Genomic DNA, 24,628 nt, shown 5'->3' on the forward strand with positions numbered 1-24,628 from the left:
GAGCTGCACCCAAAAAACCATACGAAAATCGTTCGGAAAAGGATGTTTCTAGTGAAGCGACTATTCTGCTTGGCCGCGATTGCGGCCGCACTGATGGGGCAAAGTATTACTGCACAGGCGGCAGGCGTGGAGTTCGCAGTCGGCGCGACCAGCGACTCAACCATGACCTACCGGTTGGGCATGCAGTTCGACTGGGACAAGAGCTGGTGGCAGAGCGATGTGGGTCGCCTGACCGGTTTCTGGAGCGGCGCCTATACCTATTGGGAGGGCGACAAGACTTCCAGCAACAACAGCCTGTCGTTTGCTCCGGTGTTCGTTTACGAATTTGCCGGTCAAAACGTCAAGCCTTACATCGAGGCAGGCATTGGGGTTGCGTTCTTCTCCGATACCCAGCTGGAAGACAACAACATCGGTCAGTCTTTTCAGTTTGAAGACCGTCTAGGTTTCGGTCTGCGCTTTGCGGGCGGTCATGAAGTCGGGATTCGGGCTACACACTATTCCAATGCCGGACTGGCCAACCACAACGACGGCGTAGAAAGCTACGCCCTGCATTACACAATGCCGTTGTAAGCACTGATCACTGTGGGAGCAGGTCAGCTCCCACATATGATCCACGGTGGGCCAAAAATCACCGATACGCCGTCGTAATGCCCTGTCTTTCCTCGATGCATTCCGGTGCACCCATCTCGAATTCCCGGCAGATCAGCGGACGCTTTTCGTAGATCGTGCACATCATGGTGTTGCGATCCAGCGCGGCACACCAGCCGTCATCCAGACGCAGCATCACTTCCCCGCCCCAGTCATCGGTATCGATAAAACGTTCAGGCACGCCCGTGTCCGTGATCAGCATGACTTCGAGCTGACAGCAGCACGCTGCGCAGGTCGAGCATGCGACCGCCGGCTCGGCGATTTGCGTATGGGGAATGGTCTTCATGGCGCGCAGTGTAAGGCAGTGTGCCTTGTGAGTGTAAAAGGCCTGACAGACGTTTAACGATGGGTGTCCGAAGCCAGTCGCTGGGCCATGAAATGCAGCGTGGGAAATAGCATCGCCCACAGTAAGCCGAGGCCGATCAGTGTCACCCATGGTCCGTAGGGAAATTGCACTCCCGCCAGTTGGCTGCCTGCGTAATATGACAGCGGCCCACCGATCGCGCCCAATGCACTGGCGAGCCACCACGGATGGGCGCTCCAGGCCAGGCAATGGCGCAAGGTCGTCGCGAGCAGCGCCCATAGCAGCATCAGCCATAGCGGTATGAGGGGTGCCACATCGGCGAAATCGAACACCCCCAACCAGCGCAATGTACTGTCCACGGTCGTGCCCAACAGAACCACGCTGAGGATCAGTCGGCCTTCATCCGCCCAACGACTTATCCACAGCAGATGAATCACTAACGCTGCCAACGGCACCAACAACCAAAGACTGTCGCCACCAACCACGCACGCGAGCCAGCCCAATTGAAACAACGCGGCGTTGGTCAGGCGTTCAAGCATCGAAACGGCCCAGCAGCGGCGCGGTGATTGCTGATGGTTTGGCCAGCAGCAATTGCGCCGTGCCGATGGTGCGCTCCAGGAAGCCACCTTCGCAGTAACACAGGTAAAACTCCCACAGGCGCAGGAAATAATCGTCGTAACCCAATTCGCTCAGGCGGCCGTGGGCCCGGCGAAAGTTCTCGTGCCACAGGCGCAGTGTCCTGGCGTAATGCAGGCCGAAATCTTCCATGTGCAGCAGGTTCATATCGGTGTCGCGGCTGACGATCTCGAGCATCTTTTGCACGCAGGGCAGGGCGCCGCCGGGGAAGATGTAACGCTGAATGAAGTCGACGTTGCTCTTGGCCTGTTCGTAGCGTTGATCGCGAATGGTGATGGCCTGCAACAGCATCAGTCCGTTGCTCTTGAGCAAATGCGCGCATTGCTTGAAGTAGGTCGGCAGAAAGCGATGCCCGACGGCTTCGATCATCTCGATCGACACCAGCTTGTCGTATTGGCCCGTCAGGTCGCGGTAATCGGACAGCAACAGCGTCACCTGATCTTGCAGCCCGAGCGCTTCAATACGTTGCGCAGTGAAGGCGTATTGCTCTTTGGAAAGCGTCGTGGTGGTGACTTTGCAGCCATATTGCTGCGCGGCATACAGCGCCATGCTGCCCCAACCTGTGCCGATTTCCAGCAAGTGATCGGTCGGCTTGAGCGCCAGCTTCTGACAAATCCGCTCCAGCTTGTTCAGCTGCGCTTGCTCAAGGCTGTCTTCGGGCGTCAGGAACTGGGCGGCCGAATACATCATGGTCGGATCGAGAAACTGTTCAAACAGGTCGTTGCCGAGGTCGTAATGGGCGGCGATGTTCTTTTGCGAACCCTTGCGGGTATTGCGGTTCAGCCAGTGCAGTCCTTGAACGAAGGGCCGGCCGAGTTTCGCCAGGCCACCTTCCAGCGCGTCCAGCACGTCAAGGTTGCTGACAAACACCCGCACCACCGCCGTGAGGTCGGGCGAACTCCAGTAGCCATGAATAAACGCTTCCCCGGCACCGATCGAACCGTTGCTCGCCACCAATCCCCACGCTGCGGCATTGAGGATCTGAATCTCTCCCAGCAAGTGACTGCCCTGGGTGCCGAAAACGTGGCGTTCGCCGTCTTCAACCACCACCAGTTGCCCGTGCTTGAGGTGTGCCAGCTGACGCAGTACGCCCCGACGCAACAGCGTTCCGGTCAGGCCGTTGGTACTGAGCAGGGGGGCTTTGGCCGTGACGCTAGAGGATTTCATGGCGGCGATCCTTGGGGGGAACTGTGGCGATTTTAAAGCTGCCGTCGGCAGGTCGATGAGCAAAAATCGGTGTGCCCTTGAGCAGCAGGCGAAGGGCTTGCCAGTAAATCGCCAGGCAGGTTTTCGCGGTCATCCACGGAAAACGCCGCAGGTAACGGTGCAGGCTGGCGCGATCCAGGGCCTCACGTTGCAGATTGAGCGTGGCGTCGAAGAGCTTCAGTTCGCCCTGCCAGTCAGCCATGTGCACGCCGAGTTTTTTCGCGGCCGGGCTGAAGCTCATTCGGTATTCAAGGTCCCGGGGCAAAAACGGCGAGACGTGAAAGGCCTTGGCCACGGCGAAGTGCTGATGGAAGTCGCCCAGATCTTCCGGGGTCTTGGCCGGCAGCACGTAGTGATAGCGTTCGCGCCAGGGCGTGTTGCTGACTTCGCAGAGAATCGCTGCCAGTTGACCGTCCGCTTCATGGCAATAGAAAAAGCTCACCGGATTGAACGACAGGCCCCAGCTACGGGCTTGAGTCAGCAGGCAGATCGAGCCTTGGGGAACATGTCCGAGTGCTTCCCCGACCTGTAGGCGCACCGCATCAATCAGACGCATGCCGCGGCGGGTGTAGGTTCTGAGGTAATCGGTTTCGCGAAATGAGAATGGCGAAAAGCGACTATTGCCCGACATCGGCGATAACCCCAGTACTTCGTCCTGTTCGTCGAGGTCCAGGTACAACAGACCGATCCGGTAGCGGAATTCATGACGCCGCGGGGCGAATCGGCGATGGGCGATCCAGCCGCTGTAGAGGGCGCTGTTCACAGCTGCTCTCCAAACGCATGGGCAACCCGCAACGCACTGACTACGCCATCCTCGTGAAAACCGTTGGCCCAATACGCGCCGCAATACCAGGTGTGCTCAATGCCGTTCAATTCTTCCCAACGCCCCTGTGCGGTAACGGCAGCCAGGCTGTATTGCGGATGCGCGTAGGTGTATTTGGCGAGAACCTTGAAGGGGCTGATGCCCGCGCTCTGGTTCAGGCTGACACAGAACGTGATGTCGCTCTGGATGCCTTGCAGGATGTTCATGTCGTACGTTACGGCGGCCCGTGTATGGCCTGGGCCACCGAGGCGGTAATTCCAGCTGGCCCAGGCAAGTTTGCGCTGGGGTAGCAGACGCGTGTCGGTGTGCAGCACCACCTCATTGTCGGCATAGGGCAGGGCGCCGAGGATCGATTGTTCGGCGTCGCTCGGTGCCGCCAGCAGTTTCAGTGCCTGATCGCTGTGGCAAGCGAACACCACTTTGTCGAACCGCTCGATACCGGCGGCGCTGTGGATAACCACACCCTCCTCATCGCGCTCGACCCGGGTCACGGCGCAATTCAACCGAATGCGTTCACGGAACGAAGCGGTCAACGGCTCGATGTAGGCGCTGGAGCCGCCTTCGATCACCTGCCACTGCGGCCGATTGTTGATGGACAGCAAGCCGTGATTCTTGAAAAACCGTACAAATAACTGCAACGGAAAACCGAGCATGTCGGCCATGGACATCGACCAGATCGCCGCGCCCATCGGGACGATGTAATGCAGGATGAAACGCTCACCATAGCCACCGGCTTTGAGGTAATCATCCAGCGTGGTGGTGCTGTCGATCCGCTCTTCCTGGAGGTCGCGTAGCGCCTCCTTATTGAAGCGCTGGATGTCACGCAACATGCCCCAGAACCCAGGTGACAACAGATTGCGCCGCTGGGCGAAGAGGCTGTTGAGGTTGTTGCCGTTGTACTCCAGGCCACTGTCCGGATCGGTGACCGAGAAGCTCATCTCGGTGGGTTTGAAGCCCACGCCAAGCTGTTCCAGCAAGCGAATGAAATTGGGGTAGGTCCAGTCATTGAATACGATGAACCCGGTGTCCACGGCGTAGCTTCGACCCTCGACCGTCACGTCCACGGTGTGGGTGTGCCCGCCGACCCAGTCGCTGGCTTCGAACACAGTGATCTCGTGACTGCGGTTGAGCAGGTAGGCGCTCGTCAGCCCCGAGATACCGCTGCCGATGATGGCGATGTTCACGGTGTGTCCTTGATGGGCGGATTGCTGCGCACCATGCGTTTGCCGATCTCAAGCTGAATGCGATTGGGCAGTTTCGACAGCGGCCACAGGGCGGCCATGAACAGCGCCGGAAACGCGATCTCCAGTGGACGGTTCGCAAGTTTGGCAAAAATGTGCCGCGCGGCTTTATCGACAGGCCAGCTGAGGGGCATCGGGAAATCGTTTTTGGCCGTGAGCGGTGTATCGACAAAGCCCGGGCTGACCACCGTGACCTCGATGCCCTCAGACGCCACATCAATGCGCAGCGATTCGAACAGGTAACGAAGGCCCGCCTTCGAAGCGCCATAGGCCTCGGCTCGGGGCAGCGGAAGGTAAGTCACCGAGCTTGCCATGCCGACCAGATGCGGCGCAGTCCCGGCGCGCAACAAAGGCAAGGCCGCTTCGATGCAGTAGGCGCTGGCGAGCAGATTGGTCCGCACCACGTGCTCGATGATCGAAGCATCGAACTGCTGGGCATCGACGTATTCGCACGTACCGGCGTTAAGAATCACGGTGTCCAGAGATCCCCAGGCTTCAGCAATCTGTTCGCCGATCTCTCGCACTTTCTGGCTGTTGGTCAGATCACCAGGCACGACCAGCACTTGCCCCGGATAGCGTTGGGACAAGACTTTCAACGGCGCCACCGAGCGTGAGCTCACGGCCAGGTGTGCGCCAGTCTTAAGTATCTCTTCAGCCAGCGCGGCACCGATACCGCTGCTGGCACCAGTCAACCAATACCGTCGTGGAGGTGTAAGACTCATCCCAATCTCCTTTTCAATCTTGCGCCTGCCGCGAGGGCAGGTTTTTGAATGCGGCCAGGGCACGCTGTCGAGACGTGCTCAGGTTGACGATGGGCGATGGATAATCCGCCACGCCGAACAATCCGCCGACGTCTGCCGGGTTGTGCACTTGCTTCTTGTCCAGTCCGGCCAGCTCAGGCAGCCAGTGCTTGATGAACACGCCTTCGGCGTCGAATTTCTCGGACTGGCTCAGCGGGTTGAATATCCGGAAGTAGGGCGCCGAGTCGGTGCCGGTGGATGAGCTCCACTGCCAGCCACCGTTGTTTGCCGCCAGGTCGCCATCAATCAGGTGGCGCATGAAAAAGCGTTCGCCTTCGCGCCAGTCGATCAGCAGGTTTTTGGTCAGAAACATCGCCACCACCATGCGTAGGCGGTTGTGCATCCAGCCGGTTTCAAGCAGTTGGCGCATGGCTGCGTCGATGATCGGCAGCCCGGTGCGGGCCTGCTGCCAGGCCAACAGTTCATCCGGGGCGTCGCGCCACGCCAGCGCTTCGGTCTCCGGGCGAAACGCACGGTGACGAGAAACCCGTGGGTAGCCCACCAGGATGTGTTTGTAGAATTCACGCCACAGCAGTTCATTGATCCAGGTAACTGCGCCAACTTTGCCGCTTTCGAATTCCCCTTGATTGCTTTGCAAGGCCGCGTGCAGGCACTGGCGAGGGGAAACGACCCCGGCCGCCAGATAGGCTGACAGTTGACTGGTGCCCGGTTTGGCGGGGAAGTCGCGCTCGTTTTTGTAGTAATCGATCTGGGCGTCGGCGAAGGCATCGAGACGCAGGCGGGCTTGCGCTTCGCCGGCAGGCCAGAGTGCTCGCAGCTGTTCGCCGGGCGTTTCGAAACCCTCGACACTGGCAGGAATCTTGTCGCTGGCAATGTCTAGCGAATCCTGCGCTGCGGGTTTCACGACCATGGCGGGTATCGAGCGGTGCAGACGTTCGTAGCAGACCTTGCGAAATTGACTGAAGACCTGAAAGTAGGTCCCGGTCTTGGTCAGCACGCTGCCAGGTTTGAAAAACAGCTGATCGAGATAGCTGTAAAAGCCGATGCCTTCGGCCTTCAGAGCTTCGCCAACCTGCTCGTCACGCCGGCTTTCATTGATGCCGTACTCCTCGTTGACGTGGACCGCTTCGACCTTCAATTGCTGGCAGAGATCGAGCAAGACCTTCGGTGCGTCATCCCACCGTGACGCCTCGCGAATCAGCAGGGGGATGTTCAATTCGCCCAATGCGCGGCTCAATTCGCTCAGGTTGCGCAGCCAGAAATCCACTTTGCACGGCGCGTCGTCATGCTCCAGCCATTGCTGCGGGCTCAACACATACACCGCCACGCACGGGCCGCGCGCCGCAGCCGCGCTGAGCGCCGTGTTGTCGAGTAGGCGCAAGTCGCTGCGCAGCCAGATCAATTGCATGGTGGTGTCCGTACTTTTATTAAGAGTCGCCATTAAATGAGCCCCTGCTGCACGAGGTTCTGGTGAGCCGACAAGGGATCTTCGGCCAGAAACAAATCAGCGATCTCAGAGGTTCTTACGGACAACTCGGCGCAATGGATGCATACCGTTGGGCCGGCAATGATTTTTGGGCAACTCACGCCGCTCAATAGTTTCACCAGCTGCGGCAGGTTCATGGCTTTGCTGGAATACAGCAGCACGCCGCGAGCCTTCAAATGATCCACCGCCAGCGCCAGTTCACCCGCCGGCAGCGGCCAGTCGAACACCTCGACCGGGCAATCGGCGCTACTGACCAGCCAGGCGGTGAGCCACAGGTCAGGCTCCAGCGGCAGGTCCGAGTGATTGATCAACAGCAGCGGCGCGGTGCGTAGTTGACGGTTGTTGTGGTAAATGCGCGCGCCAAACTTGCTGCGCAGCCAGGAATAAAAAAACACGCGTTCCATTTGCGCGCCGAACTGGCCCTTCCAGCGTTGCTCCAGGTCCGCCAACAGCGGCATCAGTAACTGCTCGCACAAGGTGCGTGGCGGGTACAGCGCCATTGCCTGATTGACGGTGTCGTCCAGGGTGCGCTCGTTAAGCTGCGTTACGGCTTGCAGCAACGTATGCCGCAGTACGTGCCAATCGCTTTCGACGGGTACGTTCAAGGCTTGTGGGGTATCGAGCAGTTGCTTGACCTGACTGACGGCCACGCCACGATTGAGCCAGGTGAGAATCGTCAGGATGCGTTGCACGTGCTCGGCCGAGAACAGCCTATGACCTTTGGGCGTGCGTTGGGGCACGATCAGTCCATAACGACGTTCCCAGGCACGTAAGGTGACGGCGTTGACGCCGGTCTGCCGCGCGACTTCACGGATGGGCAGCCAGCCTTCGTCGAGCGCTTTTTTGAAATCATCGCCCAGGTCTTCGCTGGCGCTGGTGTCGAGTCGGTCGTTCATTAGATCGCGTTTCGCAGGCTGAGGTTTTCCGGGTGCGGTTGCAGGTAAACCTGTTGCGCAATGTAGGGATCCGGGTGTTGGCGGAAGTAGTGTTTGAGCAGCGTCAAAGGCACCACCAGCGGCACGATGCCGTGGCGGTATTGGCCGATAACGTGCTGCACTTCCTGTTTGTCTTCAGCGCTGATCACCTGCTTGAGGTAACCACTGATGTGTTGCAGGACGTTGCTGTGGGTGCGTCGCGTGGCGCATTTCTTCAAGGCCGCCATCAGCTCGCTGAAATAGCGCGGGCCCAACTCGATCGGGTCAGTCTGACCCATGTTCCCCAGCAAGTTGCCCAGGGTTTTGTACTGCACCGGGTTGTGGGCCATCAGCAGGTATTTGTAGCGCGAGTGAAAGTCGGTGAGGCCGCGGCGGGTCAGGCCTTCTTTCAACAGTTGTTGCCAGGCGCTGTAGGCGAAAACCCGCGTCAGGAAGTTCTCTCGCAGCACTGGATCATTCAGCCGCCCGTCTTCCTCCACCGGTAAATCCGGGTGCCGTGAGCAGAAAGCCTGGGCGTAGATACCGCGTCCACCGCCATCCACAGGTGCACCGTTGGCGTGGTAGACCTTGACCCGGTCCAGGCCGCAGGAAGGGGATTTCTGCATGAAAATGTAGCCGCAGATGTCCTCCAGTTCCGCCGCCATTTTTTCACCGTATTCAGCCAGTGGCCGAGTGACGTTGAGTTCTGGAAGGACGGTGCCGACGGCTTGAGGTTGTTCAGGATCACCGACCAGACGGATCGGTTGGCGAGGAATGCCGAGGCCAATGGCGACTTCCGGGCAAACCGGGACGAAATCGAAGTATTCAGTGAGGGTGCGACTGCACAGGCGAGATTCTTTGTGTCCGCCGTTAAAGCGTACTTCGGCGCCCATCAGGCAGGCGCTGATGGCAATCTTCGGTTTCACGGTGGCAGGGATCATCGGAACACCTCGAATCTAAACTTGTACAGATGCGAGGTTCTGTACAACATAAGCTCATCATAGATTCGAAGCTGTACAAGTCAAATTATTTGTATAGGTTTTTACCGGCCTCCTACAACCAACCCATTTTCCACTGGTCCTGATTGCGAAGGCCCTGCCATTCAAACCGTTCGCTGCGCTTGGTCAACACCGCCTGGATTTCAACTTCCAGCACGACGCCTTCCTCATCACGGAACAGCTCGGTCACCAAAAAATGTTTTTCACGGTTTTGCGGGTGGGCTGCTGTCCACTTCGACAGCAGCAATTTGCCTGGATTAATGCGGTTCACTGCAGGTGCTCGTGCAAGCGGCGGGCGGCTTCCTGACCGCTGAGCCAGGCGCCTTCGACGCGGCCAGACAGGCACCAGTCGCCACAGGCATACAGGCCCAGGTCAGCGTCGGCCAGCGTGCCCCATTCGTGACTGGTGGCGGGGCGGGCGTAGAGCCAGCGGTGGGCCAGGCTGAACGTCGGCGCAGGCATGGCGCTGTGCAGCAGCTCGGCGAAGGCCCCATGCAATTGTTCGATCACGGCTTCTTTGGACAGGTCGATGTGCTGTCGGCTCCAGGCGCTCGTGGCATGCAGTACCCACGTGTCCAGTGTGTTGTCACGCCCGGGTTTACTGCGGTTGCGGGCCAACCAATCGAGCGGGCTGTCTTGCACGAAGCAACCTTCCATGGGGGTATCCAGTGGCGTATCGAAGGCCAGGGCAATCGCCCAGGTCGGGTCCATCTTCACCCCGGCAGCCGCCCCGGCAAGCTTCGGCGCAGAGGCCAGCAATGCCGTCGCCTGAGGGGCTGGCGTGGCGATGACCACATGACTGAACGGGCCGTGAGTGAAGCCTTCGGCGTCTTGCAAATGCCAGTGCTCTTCTCCGCGATAGACCTCGGTGATGCGACAGGCGAATTGCACTTCAAGATTGCCGAGCAGGCCACGGGTGATCGCGCTCATGCGCGGCGTGCCGACCCAGCGAGTCTGTTCATCCGGTGACAAATTGAGCTGCCCACCGTGATAGGTATAAAGCTGCGGCGTCCACTCGGCGACCCAGCCAAGGGTTTGCCAACGCTGGACCTCTGTAACGAACCGACGGTCACGCGCCGTGAAGTACTGCGCGCCCATGTCCAGAGCACCAGCGTCACTGCGCTTGCTCGACATGCGTCCGCCGCTTCCGCGACTTTTATCGAAAAGTTGAACGACATACCCGAGCTCTGTCAGGGCTTGGGCGGCTGAGAGCCCGGCGATGCCGGTGCCGATGATTGCGATAGGTACAGTCATAGGGGCCTCGTTTACCTTTCTGTACAGACTACGCTGGGGTTGAAACCTGTACAATATTGTTTTTTGGTATAACTTTTAGCGTTCTAGTTCTGACAGGTTGGCCTATTGTTAAACACAGACACTGCCCGATACCAAAGATCCCTGCTTATAAAAATAGACTAGTGAGCAGGATAAAAGGCCACGCGAGGAAGAAGTCATGCACATATTGCTGACCGGCGGTACTGGTTTGATAGGACGTCAGCTCTGCCGACACTGGCTGAGCGAGGGACATAGCCTGACGGTCTGGAGCCGCGAGCCGGAAAAAGTCGCGAAAATCTGTGGTCCCAAGGTGCGCGGAATTTCCCGATTGGAGGACATCGGCCAGGAAACGGTAGACGCCATCATCAATCTTGCCGGCGCGCCAATTGCAGATCGTCCATGGACGACCAAGCGCAAGGCGTTGTTGTGGAGCAGCCGGATTACGCTGACCGAACACCTGCTGGCCTGGCTCGAGACCCGCGAGCAGAAACCCGACGTGCTGATTTCCGGTTCTGCTGTCGGTTGGTATGGCGATGGGGGCGAACGGGAATTGACCGAGGAATCGGCACCGGTCATCGATGATTTCGCCAGTCAGCTGTGCATCGCCTGGGAGGAAACCGCACAGCGAGCCGAGGCCTTGGGTATTCGCGTGATCCTGGTTCGTACGGGGTTGGTGCTATCGGCCGATGGCGGCTTTTTGTCGCGCCTGTTGCTGCCATTCAAACTGGCGCTGGGCGGGCCTATCGGCAATGGTCGGCAGTGGATGCCGTGGATTCATATCGACGATCAAATCGCCTTGATTGATTTTCTTCTGCATCAGAAAAATGCCAGCGGTCCTTATAATGCCTGCGCACCGAAACCGGTGCGCAACAGCGAGTTCGCCAAGACCCTGGGTGCTGTGCTGCATCGTCCCGCGTTCATGCCGATGCCGGCCCTGGCATTGAAGGTGTGCCTGGGTGAGCTGTCATTGCTGTTGTTGGGCGGCCAAAAGGCCATGCCGGTCCGCTTGCTGGAAGCGGGTTTCACTTTCCGGTTCACTGATTTGCGCGCGGCTCTGGACGACCTGTCCAGCCGCCTTTGAAATAGGACGTTGCATGACCGATCACGCATTGCTTCTGGTCAACCTGGGCTCACCGGCCTCCACTTCGGTGGCGGATGTGCGCAGTTACCTCAATCAATTTCTGATGGACCCGTATGTGATCGACCTGCCGTGGCCGGTGCGCCGTTTGCTGGTATCGCTGATTCTGATCAAGCGGCCGGAGCAGTCGGCCCATGCCTACGCGTCCATCTGGTGGGAGGAGGGCTCGCCGTTGGTGGTGCTCAGCCGTCGCCTGCAACAGGCGATGACCCCGCAGTGGACACATGGGCCTGTTGAGCTGGCGATGCGTTACGGCGAGCCGTCGATTGAGACCAAATTGTTGGAGCTCGCCGCTCAAGGCCACAAACGCATCACCCTCGCGCCGCTTTATCCACAGTTCGCCGACAGCACCGTGACCACGGTGATTGAAGAAGCCAAACGCGTCGTGCGCGAGAAGAAACTCGACGTGCAGTTCTCGATTCTCCAGCCGTTTTACGATCAGCCGGAATACCTTGATGCGCTGGTCGCCAGTGCCAAGCCGTATCTGGCGCAGGATCACGATCACCTGCTGCTGAGTTTTCATGGTTTGCCGGAGCGACATCTGACCAAGCTCGACCCCACCGGCCAGCATTGCTTCAAGAATGAAGATTGCTGCAAGAACGCTTCGCCTGAAGTGTTGGCCACCTGTTATCGCGCGCAATGCCTGCGCAGCGCTGCCGAGTTCGCCAAACGCATGGGGCTGCCGGACGGTAAATGGTCGGTGTCGTTCCAGTCGCGCCTGGGCCGGGCGAAATGGATCGAGCCCTACACCGAAGCCCGTTTGCACGAACTGGCCAAAAGCGGCGTGAAGAAAATACTGGTGATGTGCCCGGCGTTCGTTGCCGATTGCATCGAGACGCTGGAGGAGATTGGCGATCGCGGGCTGGAGCAATTCCGCGAAGCGGGAGGGGAGGAACTGGTGCTGGTGCCTTGCCTCAACGATGACCCGCAGTGGGCGCGGGCGTTGACTGCCTTGTGTGAGCGAGCGCCGCTCTCGTTGTAAGAACACAAACTGTGGCGAGGGAGCTCGCTCCCGCTCGGCTGCGAAGCAGTCGTCAATCCTGCAAATACGGTATGTCTATAAATTCGCGGTTGCAGGGGTTGGGGCCGCTTCGCGGCCCAGCGGGAGCGAGCTCCCTCGCCACAGGGGGTGTGTGCGCTGTTAAAGCAGCGGCTCATCCGCCTTTTTGTGCTTCCAGCTGTCATTGCCTGGCAGCAGCAGATTCAGCGCAATCGCCACCACCGCGCACAGCGCAATGCCTTTGAGACCGAAGTCGTCCGGGCCTGTCCCGGTACCGACCAGCACACCGCCAATCCCGAACACCAGGGTCACCGAAACAATCACCAGATTGCGTGCCTCGCCCAGGTCGATCTTGTGGCGAATCAGCGTGTTCATGCCCACCGCCGCAATCGAACCGAACAACAGGCAGAGAATCCCGCCCATCACCGGCACTGGAATGCTTTGCAGCAGCGCACCGAACTTGCCCACAAACGCCAGGCTGATGGCAAAGATCGCCGCCCAGGTCATGATTTTCGGGTTGTAGTTCTTGGTCAGCATCACCGCGCCAGTCACTTCGGCGTAGGTGGTGTTGGGTGGGCCGCCGAACAGACCGGCTGCGGTGGTCGCAATCCCGTCACCGAGCAGGGTGCGATGCAAACCAGGTTTTTTCAGGTAGTCGCGACCGGTCACGCTGCCGACGGCAATCACACCGCCGATGTGTTCGATCGCTGGCGCCAGGGCCACCGGAACGATAAACAGAATCGCCTGCCAGTTGAATTCCGGCGCAGTGAAGTGCGGGATGGCGAACCAGGGTGCCGCGGCGATCTTGGCGGTATCCACTACACCGAAGTAGAAGGCCATGGCGAAACCGACCAGCACGCCGGAAATGATCGGCACCAGGCGGAAAATGCCTTTGCCGAACACCGCTACGATCAACGTGGTGAGCAATGCCGGCATCGAGATCAGCATCGCCGTCTGGTAATGAATCAGTTCAGAGCCATCGTCAGCCTTGCCCATCGCCATGTTGGCGGCAATCGGTGCCATGGCCAGGCCGATGGAGATGATCACCGGACCAATCACCACCGGTGGCAGCAGCCGGTCAATGAAGCCGGTGCCTTTGATCTTCACGGCCAGGCCGAGAAAGGTATAGACGAAGCCTGCCGCCATGACGCCGCCCATGGTCGCCGCGAGCCCGAACTGGCCCTTGGCAAGAATGATCGGGGTGATGAAGGCAAAACTCGATGCCAGAAATACCGGTACCTGACGGCCGGTGACGATCTGGAACAGGATCGTCCCCAGCCCTGCGGTAAACAGCGCTACGTTCGGGTCGAGACCGGTGATCAGCGGCATCAACACCAGGGCGCCGAACGCTACGAACAGCATCTGTGCGCCGGACAACACCGTGCGCCAGAGCGGATCGTTGAACTCTTCCTGCATGCTCAAGCGTCCTTCTGCTTGGTGCCGAAGATCTTGTCACCCGCATCGCCGAGGCCCGGAATGATGTAACCGTGCTCGTTCAGTCGTTCGTCGATGGATGCGGTGTAGATGGTCACGTCCGGGTGAGCCTTCTCCACGGCGGCAATGCCTTCGGGCGCGGCAACCAGCACCATGGCGCGGATGTCGCGGCAACCGGCTTTTTTCAGCAGGTCGATGGTGGCAACCATGGAGCTACCGGTGGCGAGCATCGGGTCGATGATCATTGCCAGGCGCTCGTTGATTTCCGGGACCAGTTTTTCCAGGTAGGTGTGTGCCTGCAACGTTTCTTCATTGCGGGCCACGCCCACGGCGCTGACTTTGGCGCCCGGGATCAGGCTCAGCACACCTTCAAGCATGCCGATGCCGGCACGCAGGATCGGCACGACGGTAATTTTCTTGCCGGCGATTTTCTCGACCGACACGGTTCCGCACCAGCCTTCGATATCGTAGGCTTCCAGCGGCAAGTCTTTGGTGGCTTCATAGGTCAGCAGGGCACCGACTTCCTGAGCGAGCTCACGGAAATTCTTGGTGCTGATGTCTGCGCGGCGCATTAGGCCTAGTTTATGACGGATCAGCGGATGGCGGATCTCGAGGATGGGCATGGGAAAAGCTCCGGCGGCGGGCAAAAAAAGCGGCCTAGATTAATCTATCCGAGAGTGTTGTCCTATAGACATAGAGTACGTTAGTCCACAAACGCTTGATCTGGCCGGGCGGGATGCGTACCTTTGCCCGCTTTTCCCGAATACGTCCCCCTGGAGAGCGCCATGTCCGCTGATCTCGAGCATATCCGTCAAATCATGCGAGAGGCTGACTGCCTGTACACCGAAGCTGAAGTCGAGGCGGCCATCGCCCGCGTCGGTGCGCACATCAACGAGCAACTGGCTGACAGCAATCCGGTGGTGTTCTGTGTGATGAACGGCGGCCTGATTTTCGCTGGCAAGCTGCTCACCCATCTGCAATTCCCGCTGGAAGCGTCCTACCTGCACGCCACCCGTTATCGCAACGAAACCAGCGGCGGTGACCTTTTCTGGAAAGCCAAGCCGGAAGTTTCGTTCATCGACCGTGATGTGCTGATCATCGACGACATCCTCGATGAAGGTCACACCCTGGGCGCGATCATCGACTTCTGCAAACATGCCGGCGCACGCAAAGTGCACACCGCGGTACTGATCGACAAAGACCACGACCGCAAGGCTCGCCCGGACCTGAAAGCCGACTTCGTCGGTCTGCCGTGCATCGACCGTTACATCTTCGGTTACGGCATGGATTACAAAGGTTACTGGCGCAACGCCAACGGGATTTTTGCCGTTAAAGGAATGTAATCAATGACCACGCCGAGCTTTCTTGATCAAACGCTGTTCGTTGAGTTGGCCGAGAAAGCTGCGGCTAATCCCCGTGGGCGTCAACATCACAACTTCCATCAGATGGAAGATGCTTGCCATCGCATGGCCGTCGGGTTGCAGCCGAGCACCTATATCCCGCCACATCGGCACCTTGGCGAGAACAAGGCCGAAACCTTGCTGGTCCTTAAAGGCCGGCTTGGCGTGTTGATCTTTGATGAGTCGGGCGGGGTAGTCAGCAAGCGCATCCTGCAGGCCGGTGGCGATTGTATCGGCGTGGACCTGCCCACTGGCGTGTTCCATGGCCTGGTGGTGCTGGAAGCCGACAGCCTGATGTTCGAATGCAAGGCCGGTCCTTATCGCCCGGTCGGTGACGGTGAGCTGCCGGATTGGGCGCCGCGCGAAGGCCAGCCGGGCGTTGCCGAGTATCAGGCCTGGATGCGCGCGCAGTTTGATTGAGCGCCTGACAGCACCAAACTCCCTGTAGCAGCTGCCGAAGGCTGCGTCCGGCGGCGAAGCCGTCGTGAGATCAGGCAGCAGGGTGTGTCAGGAAAAATGTAGATTCAGGATTAACGACGGCTCCGCCGCCGGACGCAGGCTTCGCCAGCTGCTACAGGTATGCGTTACAGTGCTCGGCTTCATCTCCGGAGCCCGTCATGAGCCTTTTGATTCGCTGCTTCGCCGTACTGATGCTGGCTTTCAGCCTGCCGCTGGCTGCCGCCCCGGCGCCCATGCACGCGCAATTTCTTCCACCGGATGACCTGAACCTGCGTGACGCCGAACCGGACCTGCAACAGTTGCTGCAGGTTACGGAATACTCGGTAGTGGTGGGCAGTCAGCGCCAATCCAACCAGCAACCGATTCCCGTGACGTCACCGTTGATGATCCGCCTCAAGGGCAAGTCCTTGAACAAGGGGGCGACCATCAATCAAGTGCTGGTCAACTTCGACGGCGAAAGCAAAAGCCTGAAAAAGCCGATCTACGACGATAAAACCAGGACGCTGACGCTTTACTACCCGATGGCACAGTACCGGGTGGTGATCGATCTGCTGCGCAATGACACGGTGTATTGCCAATTCCTCAGCTATGCCAACGGACATATCTGGGCGGATTTGCACACCGGCAGCGTTCGTCCGCGTTGAGTGCGGCGCCAAGGGAGGGGTAAACTGCCCGCCCCGTGAAATGTCTGCGAGCTGGAGTCGGCAATGCGTAAAGATAAGAAGCAAGTGATTGGTGACGAGATCGGCGATGAGCAGATCAAGTTGTTTCTCGATTTCGAGCCGGTCGACGCCACTTCGCCGTCGCTGCACAAACTGATCAAAGCCTACCGTGGCCTGCGTATCGATGACTTCGAGCGTTTTCTGACCTTCTTCGTCGAGGCGGGTCATGACCTGGACGGCAAGGACGAGCACGGCAATGATTTTGTTGCGGTGATCAAGGATCAGCGCAATGCGGCCGAGTACATTGAGCTGATCGAAAAAGCGCGCGGCTAATCACTTTTCCCTGTGGCGAGGGAGCTTGCTCCCGCTTGAGTGCGCAGCGCTCACAAGATTTTTGGGCCGCTTCGCAGCCCAGCGGGAGCAAGCTCCCTCGCCACAATGATCGGCGTTTCAGATGTCGCCCATAAAAAAACGCCCCGGCCTCAATGAGAGCGGGGCGTTTTTTATTGGGACCGAATCAAGCGTAGCTTTCGGTCTCGCTGCTGGCTTCAACCAGTTCCAGTGCGACGTTGTTCTGCGTGTTGATCTTGCGATACAGCGCAGCGTCGGTTTCCAGAACCTTTTCCCGGGCCGGGAAGATTTCTGCCAGCTTGGCAGCCCATTCAGTGGATGCCTTGTTCGGGAAGCATTTTTCGATCAGCTCAAGCATGATCGAAACCGTCACCGAAGCACCTGGCGAAGCGCCGAGCAGTGCTGCCAGGGAACCGTCCTTGGCCGCGACCAGCTCGGTGCCGAACTGCAGCACGCCGCCTTTTTTCGGGTCTTTCTTGATGATCTGCACCCGTTGGCCGGCCACTTCCAGGCGCCAGTCTTCGGCTTTCGCTTCAGGGTAGAAACGACGCAGGGAATCCAGGCGCTGCTCCATCGACTGCATCACTTCGCTGACCAGGTATTTGGTCAGGTCCATGTTGTTTTTCGCCACCGCCAGCATCGGGCCGATGTTGCCGGCACGAACCGACATCGGCAGGTCCATGAAGGAGCCGTGCTTGAGGAACTTGGTGGTGAACCCGGCGTAAGGTCCGAACAGCAGGGACTTCTTGCCATCGACGACACGGGTGTCCAGGTGCGGCACGGACATCGGTGGCGAACCCACCGCTGCCTGGCTGTACACCTTGGCCTGGTGGTGCTTGACCACTTCCGGGTTGTCGCAGCGCAGCCACTGGCCACTGATCGGGAAGCCGCCGAAGCCTTTGCTTTCTTCAATGCCCGACGCCTGCAGCAGCGGCAGTGCTGCGCCGCCTGCGCCGAGGAAGACGAACTTGGCGTCGACTTCACGGGTGTTACCGCTGTTCACGTCCTTGATGCTGACGGTCCAGCCACCGTTGTTGCGCTTGAGGCCGGTCACTCGCTTGCAGTACTTGACCTGGGCATCGGGTGCGCTGGTCAGGTGCTTGAGCAATTGATTGGTCAGGGCGCCGAAGTTGACGTCGGTGCCGTTCATCACGCGAGTGGCCGCGATGACTTCGTCAGCCGGACGGCCTGGCATCATCAGCGGCATCCACTCGGCCATGGTGGCCTTGTCTTCGGTGTATTCCATATCCGAGAACGCGTGGTGCTTGCTCAACACATTGAAGCGTTCCTTGAGGAACGACACACCACCGTCACCTTGCACGAAGCTCAAGTGCGGCACCGGGCTGATGAACGATTTGCACGAGCCGAAGGTGCCTTTTTTGGTCAGGTACGACCAGAACTGCTTCGACACCTCGAACTGGGTGTTGATGTGCACGGCTTTCTTGATGTCGACGGTGCCGTCGGCGGCCTGCGGCGTGTAATTCAGCTCACACAGCCCGGCGTGACCGGTACCGGCGTTGTTCCACGGGTTGGAACTCTCCGCGGCACCGGAATCCATCAGCTCGACGACTTCCAGCTTGATCGCGGGGTCGAGTTCTTTGAGCAGTACGGCGAGGGTGGCACTCATGATGCCGGCCCCTACGAGTACTACGTCGACTGCTTCGTTATGCGCCATTTAACGCGTCTCCAAAATCTGCAGCACCAAATTGTCGGTATGGCTGCCAGGCGTTCCGGGGCGAGTCAGTGATGCCCCTGGTACTCATGGCACTGTCGCCATGTCCGAATCTTCGCAATTTATCGCAACTTCGACGGACGCTACCGGCCGGGATAATGAGGTCTATGAACTCATTTCAACGCGCGACTGGCAATTCGACTTATGGTCGATACATCCGTTTGTGCAACCAAATCCGTAGCGGACAGGCTTCAGGCTCCGGTGTTCGAGGAGTACTCGGTCCTGTGTCGTTGGGCTGTTTCAGACGCTAATGGTGCATGTTCAGACGCAAAACTATTCATTTGCTCGCCACACTCTTGTGAAGTTGTGAAAACCCGTTTTTTTCACGCTCTTTTGAAGACGTGAACCTCAAAAAGGGCTGTCCCAGCCTGGCACTGTGCCCGGATGGATCGCCGTCATGGGTTACATGACCGGCAAAACGGGCAGACAGCTCAGTGACCGAGCGTAATGACAGCTCTGCAGATTCGCGAAAAGTGGGTTTTTTGCTTGAAGAACAGCAAGCGCCAGCTTCACACGATCTGTGTGGGCGGCTCTCTGTGGGCGGTATCGAGGGTCAATACAAGCGCATTGACAATGCTGCGGGGCCCGATCAGGAGACGTCCTTATAATCGGGGGGAGATTGTAACGAAGAAACGCGGGGAAATGGTCGTCAATAATGACTTTTATTAGGCGTCCGGTCAGGTGGTCAACAGTTGTTGGGCCCGTGAGCGAGTCTGGCGCTGGCGGACCCGGGCACTTGGGGGCAGGGGATGGTGCAGCCAATTGAGGCGGATTTCTTCGATTTCGACCCAGCCGTCACCCATTGGCTGGAGGCTGCACTGCTTGAATGCCTGGCAATGACCGTTGCGGTCGAGCAGGGCGAAGCAGCGATGCAGCGGGCGGGGTGCGAACAGCGAGATGAGGTAGCGCATGGCCAGGTTCCTTGTTGAGGGACTGATGCGAAGGTTGCCAGTGGGTCGTGACGTGCAAGTGTATGGGCGGTGACAGATCTGTGACATGAACCGCAGTCTGATAGACGTGTCAGATTTATCTGTAATTGTTGCGCTGGTTTGCCCCGGTGGCGCACCGCTATACTGCCGGCCTGTTTGTGCCTGATTCTGGAGAGAAGAGCATGTTGCAACGCTTGTTGTTCGGTTTGATTACTGTGACCAGTTTGACCCTCGTCGGCTGCGCCCATAGCCCGCAACAACTGAGCCCGGAGCCGAGGCTGACCACTCAGCTGGCGCCGGTTGGCCATGGTCAGCAGGTGGTGGTTCGTGTGGTGGATGGTCGTCCGTCGCCAACCCTGGGCACCCGTGGCGGTATGTACCCTGAAACCAGCGCGATTACTGTGCAGGGCGCACAGATCCTGCCGAAGTTGCAGGCTCAGGCCGAAGCGGCCGTGCGCCTGCTGGGCTTCACGCCGGTCAGCAACGGCATGAACGCGCCGCAGTTGACCGTGACGCTGGCCGAACTGAAGTATCAGTCGCCCAAAGAAGGCATGTACGTGACGGAAGCCACTATTGGCGCGACGTTCCGCTCGGATGTGCAGAACGGTGGTCGTCGTTACAGCGGTCGTTACGGCGCATCCCTGGATCAGCGTTTCGGTATGGCGCCGAATCAGGAGACCAACACCAAGCTGGTCAGCGATGTGTTGAGCGATGCGTTGACGCGTCTGTTCAAAGACCCGTCAGTGGGTCAGATTCTCGGCCAGTAAATTTTCGCGAGACGAAAAAACCCGGTGCCAGAAATGGCCCGGGTTTTTTTATGGCTCATACAGACCGACTTCTGGAAGCAAGCCCGCTCGCAAACCCTGTAGGAGCTGCCGAAGGCTGCGATCTTTTGATCTTGCTTCTTGAAAATAGGAGCTGTCGAAAAGCCAGGATCAAAAGATCGCAGCCTGCGGCAGCTCCTACAGAGGATTCGCGGGGTCAGGCAGCTTGCGAATAAAAGTCCAGCACGCTCACGCCCGTCAGCAAATCGGTCTCCGGCAAGTCCGCGTGCTGATGACCGCCCAATGCGCAATACACCAGCCAGTGGCGGTCTTGAACGTTGAAGGCGAGGCTTCCCACGAGGTTCTGTTGTTCGTCGCTTTGGGCGATGAGGTAGAGACGATCCTGGTTTTCGGCGTGCAGCATGACGGTTTCCCTGTCGGTTTCGAGGGGCGCCAGACTGCCGCAATTAGATGACGTCGCCGTGACACAAGGCAGTATTGGGTCAGTTGCTTCGTTATTTGTCGGAAAGGAAGGGCAAGCGAAGAGGCTTTCGGTAGAATCTGCCGCGCGGTCGCCGGTCCGGTGCCTGCCACAGCTGTTTTGCTTGAGGTCCGTGATGTCGCTGCATTTGATGACGCTGTTTACCGCCCATCCCGCCAAATTGATCAACCTGCTGGCCCTGCTGCTTGCCTTTCCCGGCGGCTGGTTGCTGCACGCTACGCGTCGTCGCGAGCAACGCGCGCTGGCCAGTCTTGCGTCTCAGCGCCAGAGCCGCCCGAGCGAAGAGCCGCTCCTGGATTGGGCAACCTTGCGCATGAACCGTTTTTTCTATCGATTCGGCTTTGCCTGCCTGGGGCTGGCGTTGCTCGTTTCGTGGATCAGCACCCGGTTCTAACGTTCAGAAGCAAAAAAGATCGCAGCCTCCGGCAGCTCCTACATTGAAAACCGTGTAGGAGCTGCCGAAGGCTGCGATCTTTTGATCTTCTAATCTTTCGAAATTTACAGCGGCAACCCAGCTTTAACCCGGTACTGATTGCGCACCGGCGTCGCATACTGCTGCACCAGGTACGGGCGATGCTCCTGAGGGCATTCATCCAGGCGACGTTGCCATTCTTCCTGGGCCTTGGCCAGTTCGTCGGCCGCAAACACCTCGGCGGCTTTCGGCACCTGCAATTGCGGGTCGGCGTCTTTCCATTGGGCGTATGCCAGGTAGTGCACCGGGAACAATCGATACCCACCCAGAATCTGTTTGTCCATTTCGATCGCCAATTGCTTGGTGTCGTCGAACATCTGCGTGATCGGTGCGGCAAAATTCACGTGGACTCGACCCTTGTACCCGGTAATGCCTTTGGCAATGCTCACATCATCCTCGCCCGGCACCTTGGTGTAGGTGCCAGTGGTGGCGCGGATAAAGAGTTCGCGAGCCTTGGCCTGATCGCAGGGGTCGTACTCGTAGCTGATCGACACCGGGGTCACGTTCAGGGACCGGATGACTTCGCCGAACGGCTCGTCCTTGCGACTCATGTGAAACATCTTGAGGATCGCCGACTCGGTACGGTCGTCACCGTCTTTGGCCCGACCTTCAGCCTGTGCAATCCAGATCGAGGCGCAATCGTTGCGGATCGAGTGGTTGATGTACGCCGACAGCAGCTGATAAGCCGCCATTTTTTCGCGCCGACCAGTGATCGAGCGGTGCACGATAAAACTCTTGTTGAGGCGCATCAGGTCGCTGACGAAAGGCTTCTGCAGCAGGTTGTCGCCGATGGCGATACGCGGGGTCGGCAGGCCGGCGTGGTACACGGCATAGTTGACGAATGCCGGGTCCATGACGATATCGCGATGGTTGGCGATGAACAGGTACGCACTGCCGGACTTGAATTGTTCCACGCCGCTGTAGGTCACGCCGTCGGTGGCGCGCTCAATGGTGTGGTCGACGTAAACCTCGACTTTGTCCTGCAACGTAGCTACCGAATTGACGCCGGCGAACTCACGGCGCAACCGATGAGCTATAAGAGGTTTGAGCGCCCAGCCTAAAGCACCGGCAAAACGCGGGAAGCGAAAGTGGGTGAGGATATCTAGAAAGGCCTTGTCGCTGAGCAGCCGAGCCAGCACCGCTGGGACTTCGCTGTCGTCGTAAGGTCGGATGGTATCGAATTCGCCCATCATGCTCTCTTGTTAGAAACGGCTAGGGTAAGTAAAGGTTTTGATCGAAAACCAACAGGGCACGGTCTGAAAAAGTAAGACAGACAAAAATAGCCCTGCAAATAGACCGGCGATTATACGCACAAGTCACTTGGGAGACCGCGATGCTGGAATCGGCACTGTATGAATGTCCGTATTGTGGTGAAGAGGTTGAGACGACAGTGGACTTGTCGGGGGGCGATCAAACCTATATCGAGGATTGTCAGGTGTGTTGTCGACCCATCACATTCGTGTTGCAGGTCGAAGGAGAAGAGTGGCATCTCGAAGTTTTCAGTGAAAACGAGTGAGGGGGCGTCCATGCAGCGAATCTACGAACCGGAAAACCTGATGGAAGGCGAGTTGCTGCAGGGCATGCTGGCCAGCGAAGGCATCGAGGCTCATCTGGAGGGGCGCGACTTGGTCGGTGGCACCGGCGAATTGCCGATCTTCGGCCTTCTTGGGCTGTCGGTGGATAATGACCAGGCCGTATACGCCCGAGAACTGATCACCGCGTACAATGCCGCGCTGCCGCTTCCCGGTGATGAGCCGGAGAGTTTTCCCGGCACGCTGGTCTGTTAGGCTGACGTTCGTTTTATCAAGAGTCGTGCTGCCCCATGTGTGGACGTTATGCCCTGTTTCGCTGGAACCCCGCCTTCGCGGCGCTGCCAGGTTTTCCGGCCGATCAACAGGCCCAGTGGAACATTTCCCCTACCGATTCGGTGCTGATGCTGCGCGCGAACGTCGACGGCCAACGTGAATTGGCCCGTGCCCGCTGGGGTCTGACGCCGCCATGGCTGACCGACCTGTCCCGCACGCCGGCCCATGCCCGGGCTGAAACCGTTGCGGAACAACCGATGTTTCGCGAGGCCTTTCGCCTGCGCCGTTGCCTGCTGCCGGCCAACGGCTTCTACGAATGGCGCGGTACGACGCGTAAACGTCCGTACTGGCTGACGCCGGGAGAAGGCTCGGCGCTGTGCTTTGCGGCGATCTGGGAGGCGTATCCGGTGCAGGAACAGGTCTGGCTGAGCACCGCAGTTATCACCCAGCCGGCGGCGAGTCAGCGTCGTCCGTTGATTCTCGATGCGGCGGGACAGGAAGCGTGGCTCAATCCCGAAACGCCGTTGCATGTGCTGCAGGCGCTGCTGGCCAGTGAGCCCATTGCGTTGCGCGAGCGGGTATTGGCCAATCTGGTGAATGATCCCAAGCTCAATGCACCGGAGTGTTTAACCCCGGGGTAGGGGCGTCTCTGCAGTGTGTAGACAATCAAAACCGGAAAATCACAGCCCGTGATCTTTTGATCTTTTCGAGATCTATCTGAAATGTGTTTCGTCACGACGGATGTATCTGGCGCAGATACAATTGCGCGCCTAGGATACGCCGCATGTTTTCAAGGAGCTTTTCGATGAACAAGACATTGGTTTTGTGTGCACTGAGCGCAAGTTTGCTGCTCGCCGGTTGTCAGTCGGTCAACACCACCAGCGGCGGGGCCGTGGGCGTTGAGCGCAAGCAATACATGTTCAGCATGTTGTCGACGGACGAGGTCAACCAGATGTACGCCCAGTCTTATCAAAAGACCTTGGGTGAGGCGACCAGCAAGGGCGTGCTGGACAAAACCAGTAGCGAAGCCAAGCGCGTGCAGGCGATCGCTGATCGACTGATTGCTCAGGCACCCGTGTTCCGCCCGGATTCGGCGCAGTGGAAATGGGAAGTGAATCTGATCAAGAGCGATGAGCTCAACGCCAACTGCGGGCCTGGCGGCAAGATCATTTTCTACACCGGTCTGATCGACAGCCTGAAACTCACCGATGATGAAATCGCTGCCATCATGGGCCATGAAATCGCTCACGCCTTGCGCGAGCACGGTCGTGAAGCGATGTCCAAGGCCTATGGCATCGAGATGGCCAAGCAGGGGGCCGGTGCATTGTTCGGCCTCGGCCAGGACAGCCTGGCGCTGGCGGACACCGTGGCTAACTACGGTATGACGCTGCCCAACAGTCGCTCCAACGAAAACGAAGCTGACCTGATCGGTCTGGAGTTGGCAGCCCGCGCCGGTTACAACCCGAACGCCGCGATTACCTTGTGGAACAAGATGTCCAAGGCGTCGGAAGGCTCGCCACCGGAGTTCATGAGCACTCACCCGGCCTCGGCCAGTCGCATTGCTTCGCTGCAGGCGGCGATTCCGAAAGTCATGCCTCTGTACGAGAAAGCGCCGAAATCCTGATGTTGATTCATCGTCCATAAGGGCCTCATCGCCAGCAGGCCGGCTCCCACAGGGAAGTGCATTCCAA

Annotated in this window: 30 protein-coding genes; 13 read left to right on the forward strand and 17 right to left on the reverse strand. The window is 58.8% G+C overall.

All coding sequences use genetic code 11. The annotated features are described in order from the left end of the window. The first annotated feature begins 51 nt into the window (after nt 1-51). Complete coding sequence (locus tag AC3ZVB_RS09475) at nt 52-570, forward strand: acyloxyacyl hydrolase (RefSeq protein ID WP_490146373.1); 519 nt, start codon at nt 52-54, stop codon at nt 568-570. Between the two features lie 58 nt (nt 571-628). Here AC3ZVB_RS09475 and AC3ZVB_RS09480 read toward each other — a convergent pair whose 3' ends face one another. The 11 genes from AC3ZVB_RS09480 to AC3ZVB_RS09530 all read right to left on the reverse strand — a co-directional run bounded on the left by AC3ZVB_RS09480 (nt 629) and on the right by AC3ZVB_RS09530 (nt 10,271). Then, on the reverse strand, nt 629-934 hold the full coding sequence (locus AC3ZVB_RS09480; RefSeq protein ID WP_490146374.1) for a YkgJ family cysteine cluster protein: 306 nt from the start codon (nt 932-934) through the stop codon (nt 629-631). A 53-nt stretch (nt 935-987) separates the two neighbouring features. Continuing rightward, entirely contained in the window at nt 988-1,491 is a 504-nt protein-coding gene (locus AC3ZVB_RS09485) for a DUF2878 domain-containing protein (protein WP_490146375.1), read from the reverse strand. Beyond that, entirely contained in the window at nt 1,484-2,755 is a 1,272-nt protein-coding gene (locus AC3ZVB_RS09490; protein ID WP_162439677.1) for an SAM-dependent methyltransferase, read from the reverse strand. Before AC3ZVB_RS09490 ends, AC3ZVB_RS09485 begins: the two co-directional genes overlap by 8 nt. After that, complete coding sequence (locus AC3ZVB_RS09495) at nt 2,742-3,557, reverse strand: DUF1365 domain-containing protein (protein WP_490146376.1); 816 nt, start codon at nt 3,555-3,557, stop codon at nt 2,742-2,744. Before AC3ZVB_RS09495 ends, AC3ZVB_RS09490 begins: the two co-directional genes overlap by 14 nt. Further along, on the reverse strand, nt 3,554-4,801 hold the full coding sequence (locus tag AC3ZVB_RS09500; protein ID WP_490146377.1) for an NAD(P)/FAD-dependent oxidoreductase: 1,248 nt from the start codon (nt 4,799-4,801) through the stop codon (nt 3,554-3,556). The genes AC3ZVB_RS09495 and AC3ZVB_RS09500 overlap by 4 nt, the downstream gene beginning before the upstream one ends. Further along, nucleotides 4,798-5,580, reverse strand: a complete 783-nt coding sequence (locus AC3ZVB_RS09505) for an SDR family NAD(P)-dependent oxidoreductase (RefSeq protein ID WP_194692737.1) — start codon at nt 5,578-5,580, stop codon at nt 4,798-4,800. The genes AC3ZVB_RS09500 and AC3ZVB_RS09505 overlap by 4 nt, the downstream gene beginning before the upstream one ends. A 13-nt stretch (nt 5,581-5,593) precedes the next feature. After that, nucleotides 5,594-7,027: a deoxyribodipyrimidine photo-lyase gene (gene phrB, locus AC3ZVB_RS09510; RefSeq protein WP_490146445.1), complete on the reverse strand. Its 1,434-nt coding sequence runs from the start codon at nt 7,025-7,027 to the stop codon at nt 5,594-5,596. Nucleotides 7,028-7,059: 32 nt separating this feature from the next. Beyond that, entirely contained in the window at nt 7,060-8,001 is a 942-nt protein-coding gene (locus AC3ZVB_RS09515) for a MerR family transcriptional regulator (RefSeq protein ID WP_490146378.1), read from the reverse strand. Further along, nucleotides 8,001-8,960, reverse strand: a complete 960-nt coding sequence (locus AC3ZVB_RS09520; protein WP_162439672.1) for a YbgA family protein — start codon at nt 8,958-8,960, stop codon at nt 8,001-8,003. Before AC3ZVB_RS09520 ends, AC3ZVB_RS09515 begins: the two co-directional genes overlap by 1 nt. A 112-nt stretch (nt 8,961-9,072) precedes the next feature. Then, entirely contained in the window at nt 9,073-9,288 is a 216-nt protein-coding gene (locus tag AC3ZVB_RS09525; RefSeq protein WP_162439671.1) for a TIGR02450 family Trp-rich protein, read from the reverse strand. Further along, entirely contained in the window at nt 9,285-10,271 is a 987-nt protein-coding gene (locus AC3ZVB_RS09530) for an NAD(P)/FAD-dependent oxidoreductase (protein ID WP_490146379.1), read from the reverse strand. The genes AC3ZVB_RS09525 and AC3ZVB_RS09530 overlap by 4 nt, the downstream gene beginning before the upstream one ends. Nucleotides 10,272-10,467: 196 nt before the next feature. Here AC3ZVB_RS09530 and AC3ZVB_RS09535 point away from each other — a divergent pair, with 196 nt between their 5' ends. Both AC3ZVB_RS09535 and hemH read left to right on the forward strand, forming a co-directional pair. After that, nucleotides 10,468-11,370 (forward strand): TIGR01777 family oxidoreductase, encoded by a 903-nt coding sequence (locus AC3ZVB_RS09535; RefSeq protein ID WP_194692732.1) that lies wholly within the window; start codon nt 10,468-10,470, stop codon nt 11,368-11,370. A 13-nt stretch (nt 11,371-11,383) separates the two neighbouring features. After that, nucleotides 11,384-12,409 (forward strand): ferrochelatase, encoded by a 1,026-nt coding sequence (hemH, locus tag AC3ZVB_RS09540; protein WP_162437173.1) that lies wholly within the window; start codon nt 11,384-11,386, stop codon nt 12,407-12,409. Nucleotides 12,410-12,568: 159 nt separating this feature from the next. On the opposite strand, the gene AC3ZVB_RS09545 is transcribed toward hemH, so the two are convergent. Both AC3ZVB_RS09545 and upp read right to left on the reverse strand, forming a co-directional pair. After that, nucleotides 12,569-13,843: a uracil-xanthine permease family protein gene (locus tag AC3ZVB_RS09545; protein ID WP_162437174.1), complete on the reverse strand. Its 1,275-nt coding sequence runs from the start codon at nt 13,841-13,843 to the stop codon at nt 12,569-12,571. 2 nt (nt 13,844-13,845) lie between these two features. Then, entirely contained in the window at nt 13,846-14,484 is a 639-nt protein-coding gene (gene upp / locus AC3ZVB_RS09550; RefSeq protein WP_162437175.1) for a uracil phosphoribosyltransferase, read from the reverse strand. A gap of 162 nt (nt 14,485-14,646) precedes the next feature. On the opposite strand from upp, the gene AC3ZVB_RS09555 reads away from it, so the two are divergent. The 4 genes from AC3ZVB_RS09555 to AC3ZVB_RS09570 all read left to right on the forward strand — a co-directional run bounded on the left by AC3ZVB_RS09555 (nt 14,647) and on the right by AC3ZVB_RS09570 (nt 16,715). Further along, complete coding sequence (locus AC3ZVB_RS09555) at nt 14,647-15,204, forward strand: hypoxanthine-guanine phosphoribosyltransferase (protein WP_162437176.1); 558 nt, start codon at nt 14,647-14,649, stop codon at nt 15,202-15,204. Nucleotides 15,205-15,207: 3 nt separating this feature from the next. After that, a complete protein-coding gene (locus AC3ZVB_RS09560) occupies nt 15,208-15,681 on the forward strand; it encodes a WbuC family cupin fold metalloprotein (protein WP_490146380.1) in 474 nt (157 codons plus the stop codon). A gap of 197 nt (nt 15,682-15,878) precedes the next feature. Continuing rightward, nucleotides 15,879-16,364 (forward strand): hypothetical protein, encoded by a 486-nt coding sequence (locus AC3ZVB_RS09565; RefSeq protein WP_162437178.1) that lies wholly within the window; start codon nt 15,879-15,881, stop codon nt 16,362-16,364. A 63-nt stretch (nt 16,365-16,427) separates the two neighbouring features. Then, on the forward strand, nt 16,428-16,715 hold the full coding sequence (locus AC3ZVB_RS09570; RefSeq protein ID WP_490146381.1) for a PA4642 family protein: 288 nt from the start codon (nt 16,428-16,430) through the stop codon (nt 16,713-16,715). A 184-nt stretch (nt 16,716-16,899) separates the two neighbouring features. Here AC3ZVB_RS09570 and mqo read toward each other — a convergent pair whose 3' ends face one another. Together mqo and AC3ZVB_RS09580 are read right to left on the reverse strand one after the other, a co-directional pair. Continuing rightward, on the reverse strand, nt 16,900-18,408 hold the full coding sequence (gene mqo, locus AC3ZVB_RS09575) for a malate dehydrogenase (quinone) (protein WP_162437179.1): 1,509 nt from the start codon (nt 18,406-18,408) through the stop codon (nt 16,900-16,902). A gap of 734 nt (nt 18,409-19,142) precedes the next feature. Continuing rightward, a complete protein-coding gene (locus AC3ZVB_RS09580) occupies nt 19,143-19,376 on the reverse strand; it encodes a hypothetical protein (RefSeq protein ID WP_162437180.1) in 234 nt (77 codons plus the stop codon). A gap of 200 nt (nt 19,377-19,576) precedes the next feature. Here AC3ZVB_RS09580 and AC3ZVB_RS09585 point away from each other — a divergent pair, with 200 nt between their 5' ends. Next, nucleotides 19,577-20,161, forward strand: coding sequence for a YajG family lipoprotein (locus AC3ZVB_RS09585; RefSeq protein WP_194692728.1), 585 nt, complete (start codon nt 19,577-19,579; stop codon nt 20,159-20,161). A 214-nt stretch (nt 20,162-20,375) separates the two neighbouring features. Here the strand turns inward: AC3ZVB_RS09585 and AC3ZVB_RS09590 are convergent, their stop codons facing one another. After that, nucleotides 20,376-20,582, reverse strand: a complete 207-nt coding sequence (locus AC3ZVB_RS09590; protein WP_010458215.1) for a hypothetical protein — start codon at nt 20,580-20,582, stop codon at nt 20,376-20,378. Between the two features lie 193 nt (nt 20,583-20,775). Between AC3ZVB_RS09590 and AC3ZVB_RS09595 the strand changes: the two genes are divergently transcribed. Further along, entirely contained in the window at nt 20,776-21,054 is a 279-nt protein-coding gene (locus AC3ZVB_RS09595; RefSeq protein ID WP_162437182.1) for a hypothetical protein, read from the forward strand. A 104-nt stretch (nt 21,055-21,158) separates the two neighbouring features. Here the strand turns inward: AC3ZVB_RS09595 and AC3ZVB_RS09600 are convergent, their stop codons facing one another. Beyond that, nucleotides 21,159-22,325 (reverse strand): 1-acyl-sn-glycerol-3-phosphate acyltransferase, encoded by a 1,167-nt coding sequence (locus tag AC3ZVB_RS09600; protein ID WP_490146382.1) that lies wholly within the window; start codon nt 22,323-22,325, stop codon nt 21,159-21,161. Between the two features lie 140 nt (nt 22,326-22,465). Between AC3ZVB_RS09600 and AC3ZVB_RS09605 the strand changes: the two genes are divergently transcribed. The 4 genes from AC3ZVB_RS09605 to AC3ZVB_RS09620 all read left to right on the forward strand — a co-directional run bounded on the left by AC3ZVB_RS09605 (nt 22,466) and on the right by AC3ZVB_RS09620 (nt 24,561). Continuing rightward, nucleotides 22,466-22,648, forward strand: coding sequence for a CPXCG motif-containing cysteine-rich protein (locus AC3ZVB_RS09605; protein ID WP_162437184.1), 183 nt, complete (start codon nt 22,466-22,468; stop codon nt 22,646-22,648). Nucleotides 22,649-22,658: 10 nt separating this feature from the next. Beyond that, nucleotides 22,659-22,919 (forward strand): putative signal transducing protein, encoded by a 261-nt coding sequence (locus tag AC3ZVB_RS09610; RefSeq protein WP_162437185.1) that lies wholly within the window; start codon nt 22,659-22,661, stop codon nt 22,917-22,919. 35 nt (nt 22,920-22,954) lie between these two features. Further along, nucleotides 22,955-23,578: an SOS response-associated peptidase gene (locus AC3ZVB_RS09615; RefSeq protein ID WP_162437186.1), complete on the forward strand. Its 624-nt coding sequence runs from the start codon at nt 22,955-22,957 to the stop codon at nt 23,576-23,578. Nucleotides 23,579-23,742: 164 nt separating this feature from the next. Then, nucleotides 23,743-24,561, forward strand: a complete 819-nt coding sequence (locus tag AC3ZVB_RS09620; RefSeq protein WP_162437187.1) for a M48 family metallopeptidase — start codon at nt 23,743-23,745, stop codon at nt 24,559-24,561. Nucleotides 24,562-24,628: the final 67 nt, after the last annotated feature.

This window comes from Pseudomonas sp. MDV22-iso1 (assembly GCF_058145095.1).

What these genes read in the sequence shown, in the direction of transcription:
- AC3ZVB_RS09585 (WP_194692728.1), top strand. Translation starts at nt 19,577, where the DNA reads ATGTTGCAACGCTTGTTGTTCGGTTTGATTACTGTGACCAGTTTGACC.
- mqo (WP_162437179.1), bottom strand. Translation starts at nt 18,408, where the DNA reads ATGGCGCATAACGAAGCAGTCGACGTAGTACTCGTAGGGGCCGGCATC.
- AC3ZVB_RS09545 (WP_162437174.1), bottom strand. Translation starts at nt 13,843, where the DNA reads ATGCAGGAAGAGTTCAACGATCCGCTCTGGCGCACGGTGTTGTCCGGC.
- hemH (WP_162437173.1), top strand. Translation starts at nt 11,384, where the DNA reads ATGACCGATCACGCATTGCTTCTGGTCAACCTGGGCTCACCGGCCTCC.
- AC3ZVB_RS09555 (WP_162437176.1), top strand. Translation starts at nt 14,647, where the DNA reads ATGTCCGCTGATCTCGAGCATATCCGTCAAATCATGCGAGAGGCTGAC.
- upp (WP_162437175.1), bottom strand. Translation starts at nt 14,484, where the DNA reads ATGCCCATCCTCGAGATCCGCCATCCGCTGATCCGTCATAAACTAGGC.
- AC3ZVB_RS09600 (WP_490146382.1), bottom strand. Translation starts at nt 22,325, where the DNA reads ATGATGGGCGAATTCGATACCATCCGACCTTACGACGACAGCGAAGTC.
- AC3ZVB_RS09490 (WP_162439677.1), bottom strand. Translation starts at nt 2,755, where the DNA reads ATGAAATCCTCTAGCGTCACGGCCAAAGCCCCCCTGCTCAGTACCAAC.
- AC3ZVB_RS09515 (WP_490146378.1), bottom strand. Translation starts at nt 8,001, where the DNA reads ATGAACGACCGACTCGACACCAGCGCCAGCGAAGACCTGGGCGATGAT.
- AC3ZVB_RS09505 (WP_194692737.1), bottom strand. Translation starts at nt 5,580, where the DNA reads ATGAGTCTTACACCTCCACGACGGTATTGGTTGACTGGTGCCAGCAGC.
- AC3ZVB_RS09535 (WP_194692732.1), top strand. Translation starts at nt 10,468, where the DNA reads ATGCACATATTGCTGACCGGCGGTACTGGTTTGATAGGACGTCAGCTC.
- AC3ZVB_RS09565 (WP_162437178.1), top strand. Translation starts at nt 15,879, where the DNA reads ATGAGCCTTTTGATTCGCTGCTTCGCCGTACTGATGCTGGCTTTCAGC.
- AC3ZVB_RS09480 (WP_490146374.1), bottom strand. Translation starts at nt 934, where the DNA reads ATGAAGACCATTCCCCATACGCAAATCGCCGAGCCGGCGGTCGCATGC.
- AC3ZVB_RS09485 (WP_490146375.1), bottom strand. Translation starts at nt 1,491, where the DNA reads ATGCTTGAACGCCTGACCAACGCCGCGTTGTTTCAATTGGGCTGGCTC.
- AC3ZVB_RS09560 (WP_490146380.1), top strand. Translation starts at nt 15,208, where the DNA reads ATGACCACGCCGAGCTTTCTTGATCAAACGCTGTTCGTTGAGTTGGCC.
- AC3ZVB_RS09590 (WP_010458215.1), bottom strand. Translation starts at nt 20,582, where the DNA reads ATGCTGCACGCCGAAAACCAGGATCGTCTCTACCTCATCGCCCAAAGC.
- AC3ZVB_RS09530 (WP_490146379.1), bottom strand. Translation starts at nt 10,271, where the DNA reads ATGACTGTACCTATCGCAATCATCGGCACCGGCATCGCCGGGCTCTCA.
- AC3ZVB_RS09595 (WP_162437182.1), top strand. Translation starts at nt 20,776, where the DNA reads ATGTCGCTGCATTTGATGACGCTGTTTACCGCCCATCCCGCCAAATTG.
- phrB (WP_490146445.1), bottom strand. Translation starts at nt 7,027, where the DNA reads ATGCAATTGATCTGGCTGCGCAGCGACTTGCGCCTACTCGACAACACG.
- AC3ZVB_RS09520 (WP_162439672.1), bottom strand. Translation starts at nt 8,960, where the DNA reads ATGATCCCTGCCACCGTGAAACCGAAGATTGCCATCAGCGCCTGCCTG.
- AC3ZVB_RS09605 (WP_162437184.1), top strand. Translation starts at nt 22,466, where the DNA reads ATGCTGGAATCGGCACTGTATGAATGTCCGTATTGTGGTGAAGAGGTT.
- AC3ZVB_RS09615 (WP_162437186.1), top strand. Translation starts at nt 22,955, where the DNA reads ATGTGTGGACGTTATGCCCTGTTTCGCTGGAACCCCGCCTTCGCGGCG.
- AC3ZVB_RS09570 (WP_490146381.1), top strand. Translation starts at nt 16,428, where the DNA reads ATGCGTAAAGATAAGAAGCAAGTGATTGGTGACGAGATCGGCGATGAG.
- AC3ZVB_RS09620 (WP_162437187.1), top strand. Translation starts at nt 23,743, where the DNA reads ATGAACAAGACATTGGTTTTGTGTGCACTGAGCGCAAGTTTGCTGCTC.
- AC3ZVB_RS09610 (WP_162437185.1), top strand. Translation starts at nt 22,659, where the DNA reads ATGCAGCGAATCTACGAACCGGAAAACCTGATGGAAGGCGAGTTGCTG.
- AC3ZVB_RS09580 (WP_162437180.1), bottom strand. Translation starts at nt 19,376, where the DNA reads ATGCGCTACCTCATCTCGCTGTTCGCACCCCGCCCGCTGCATCGCTGC.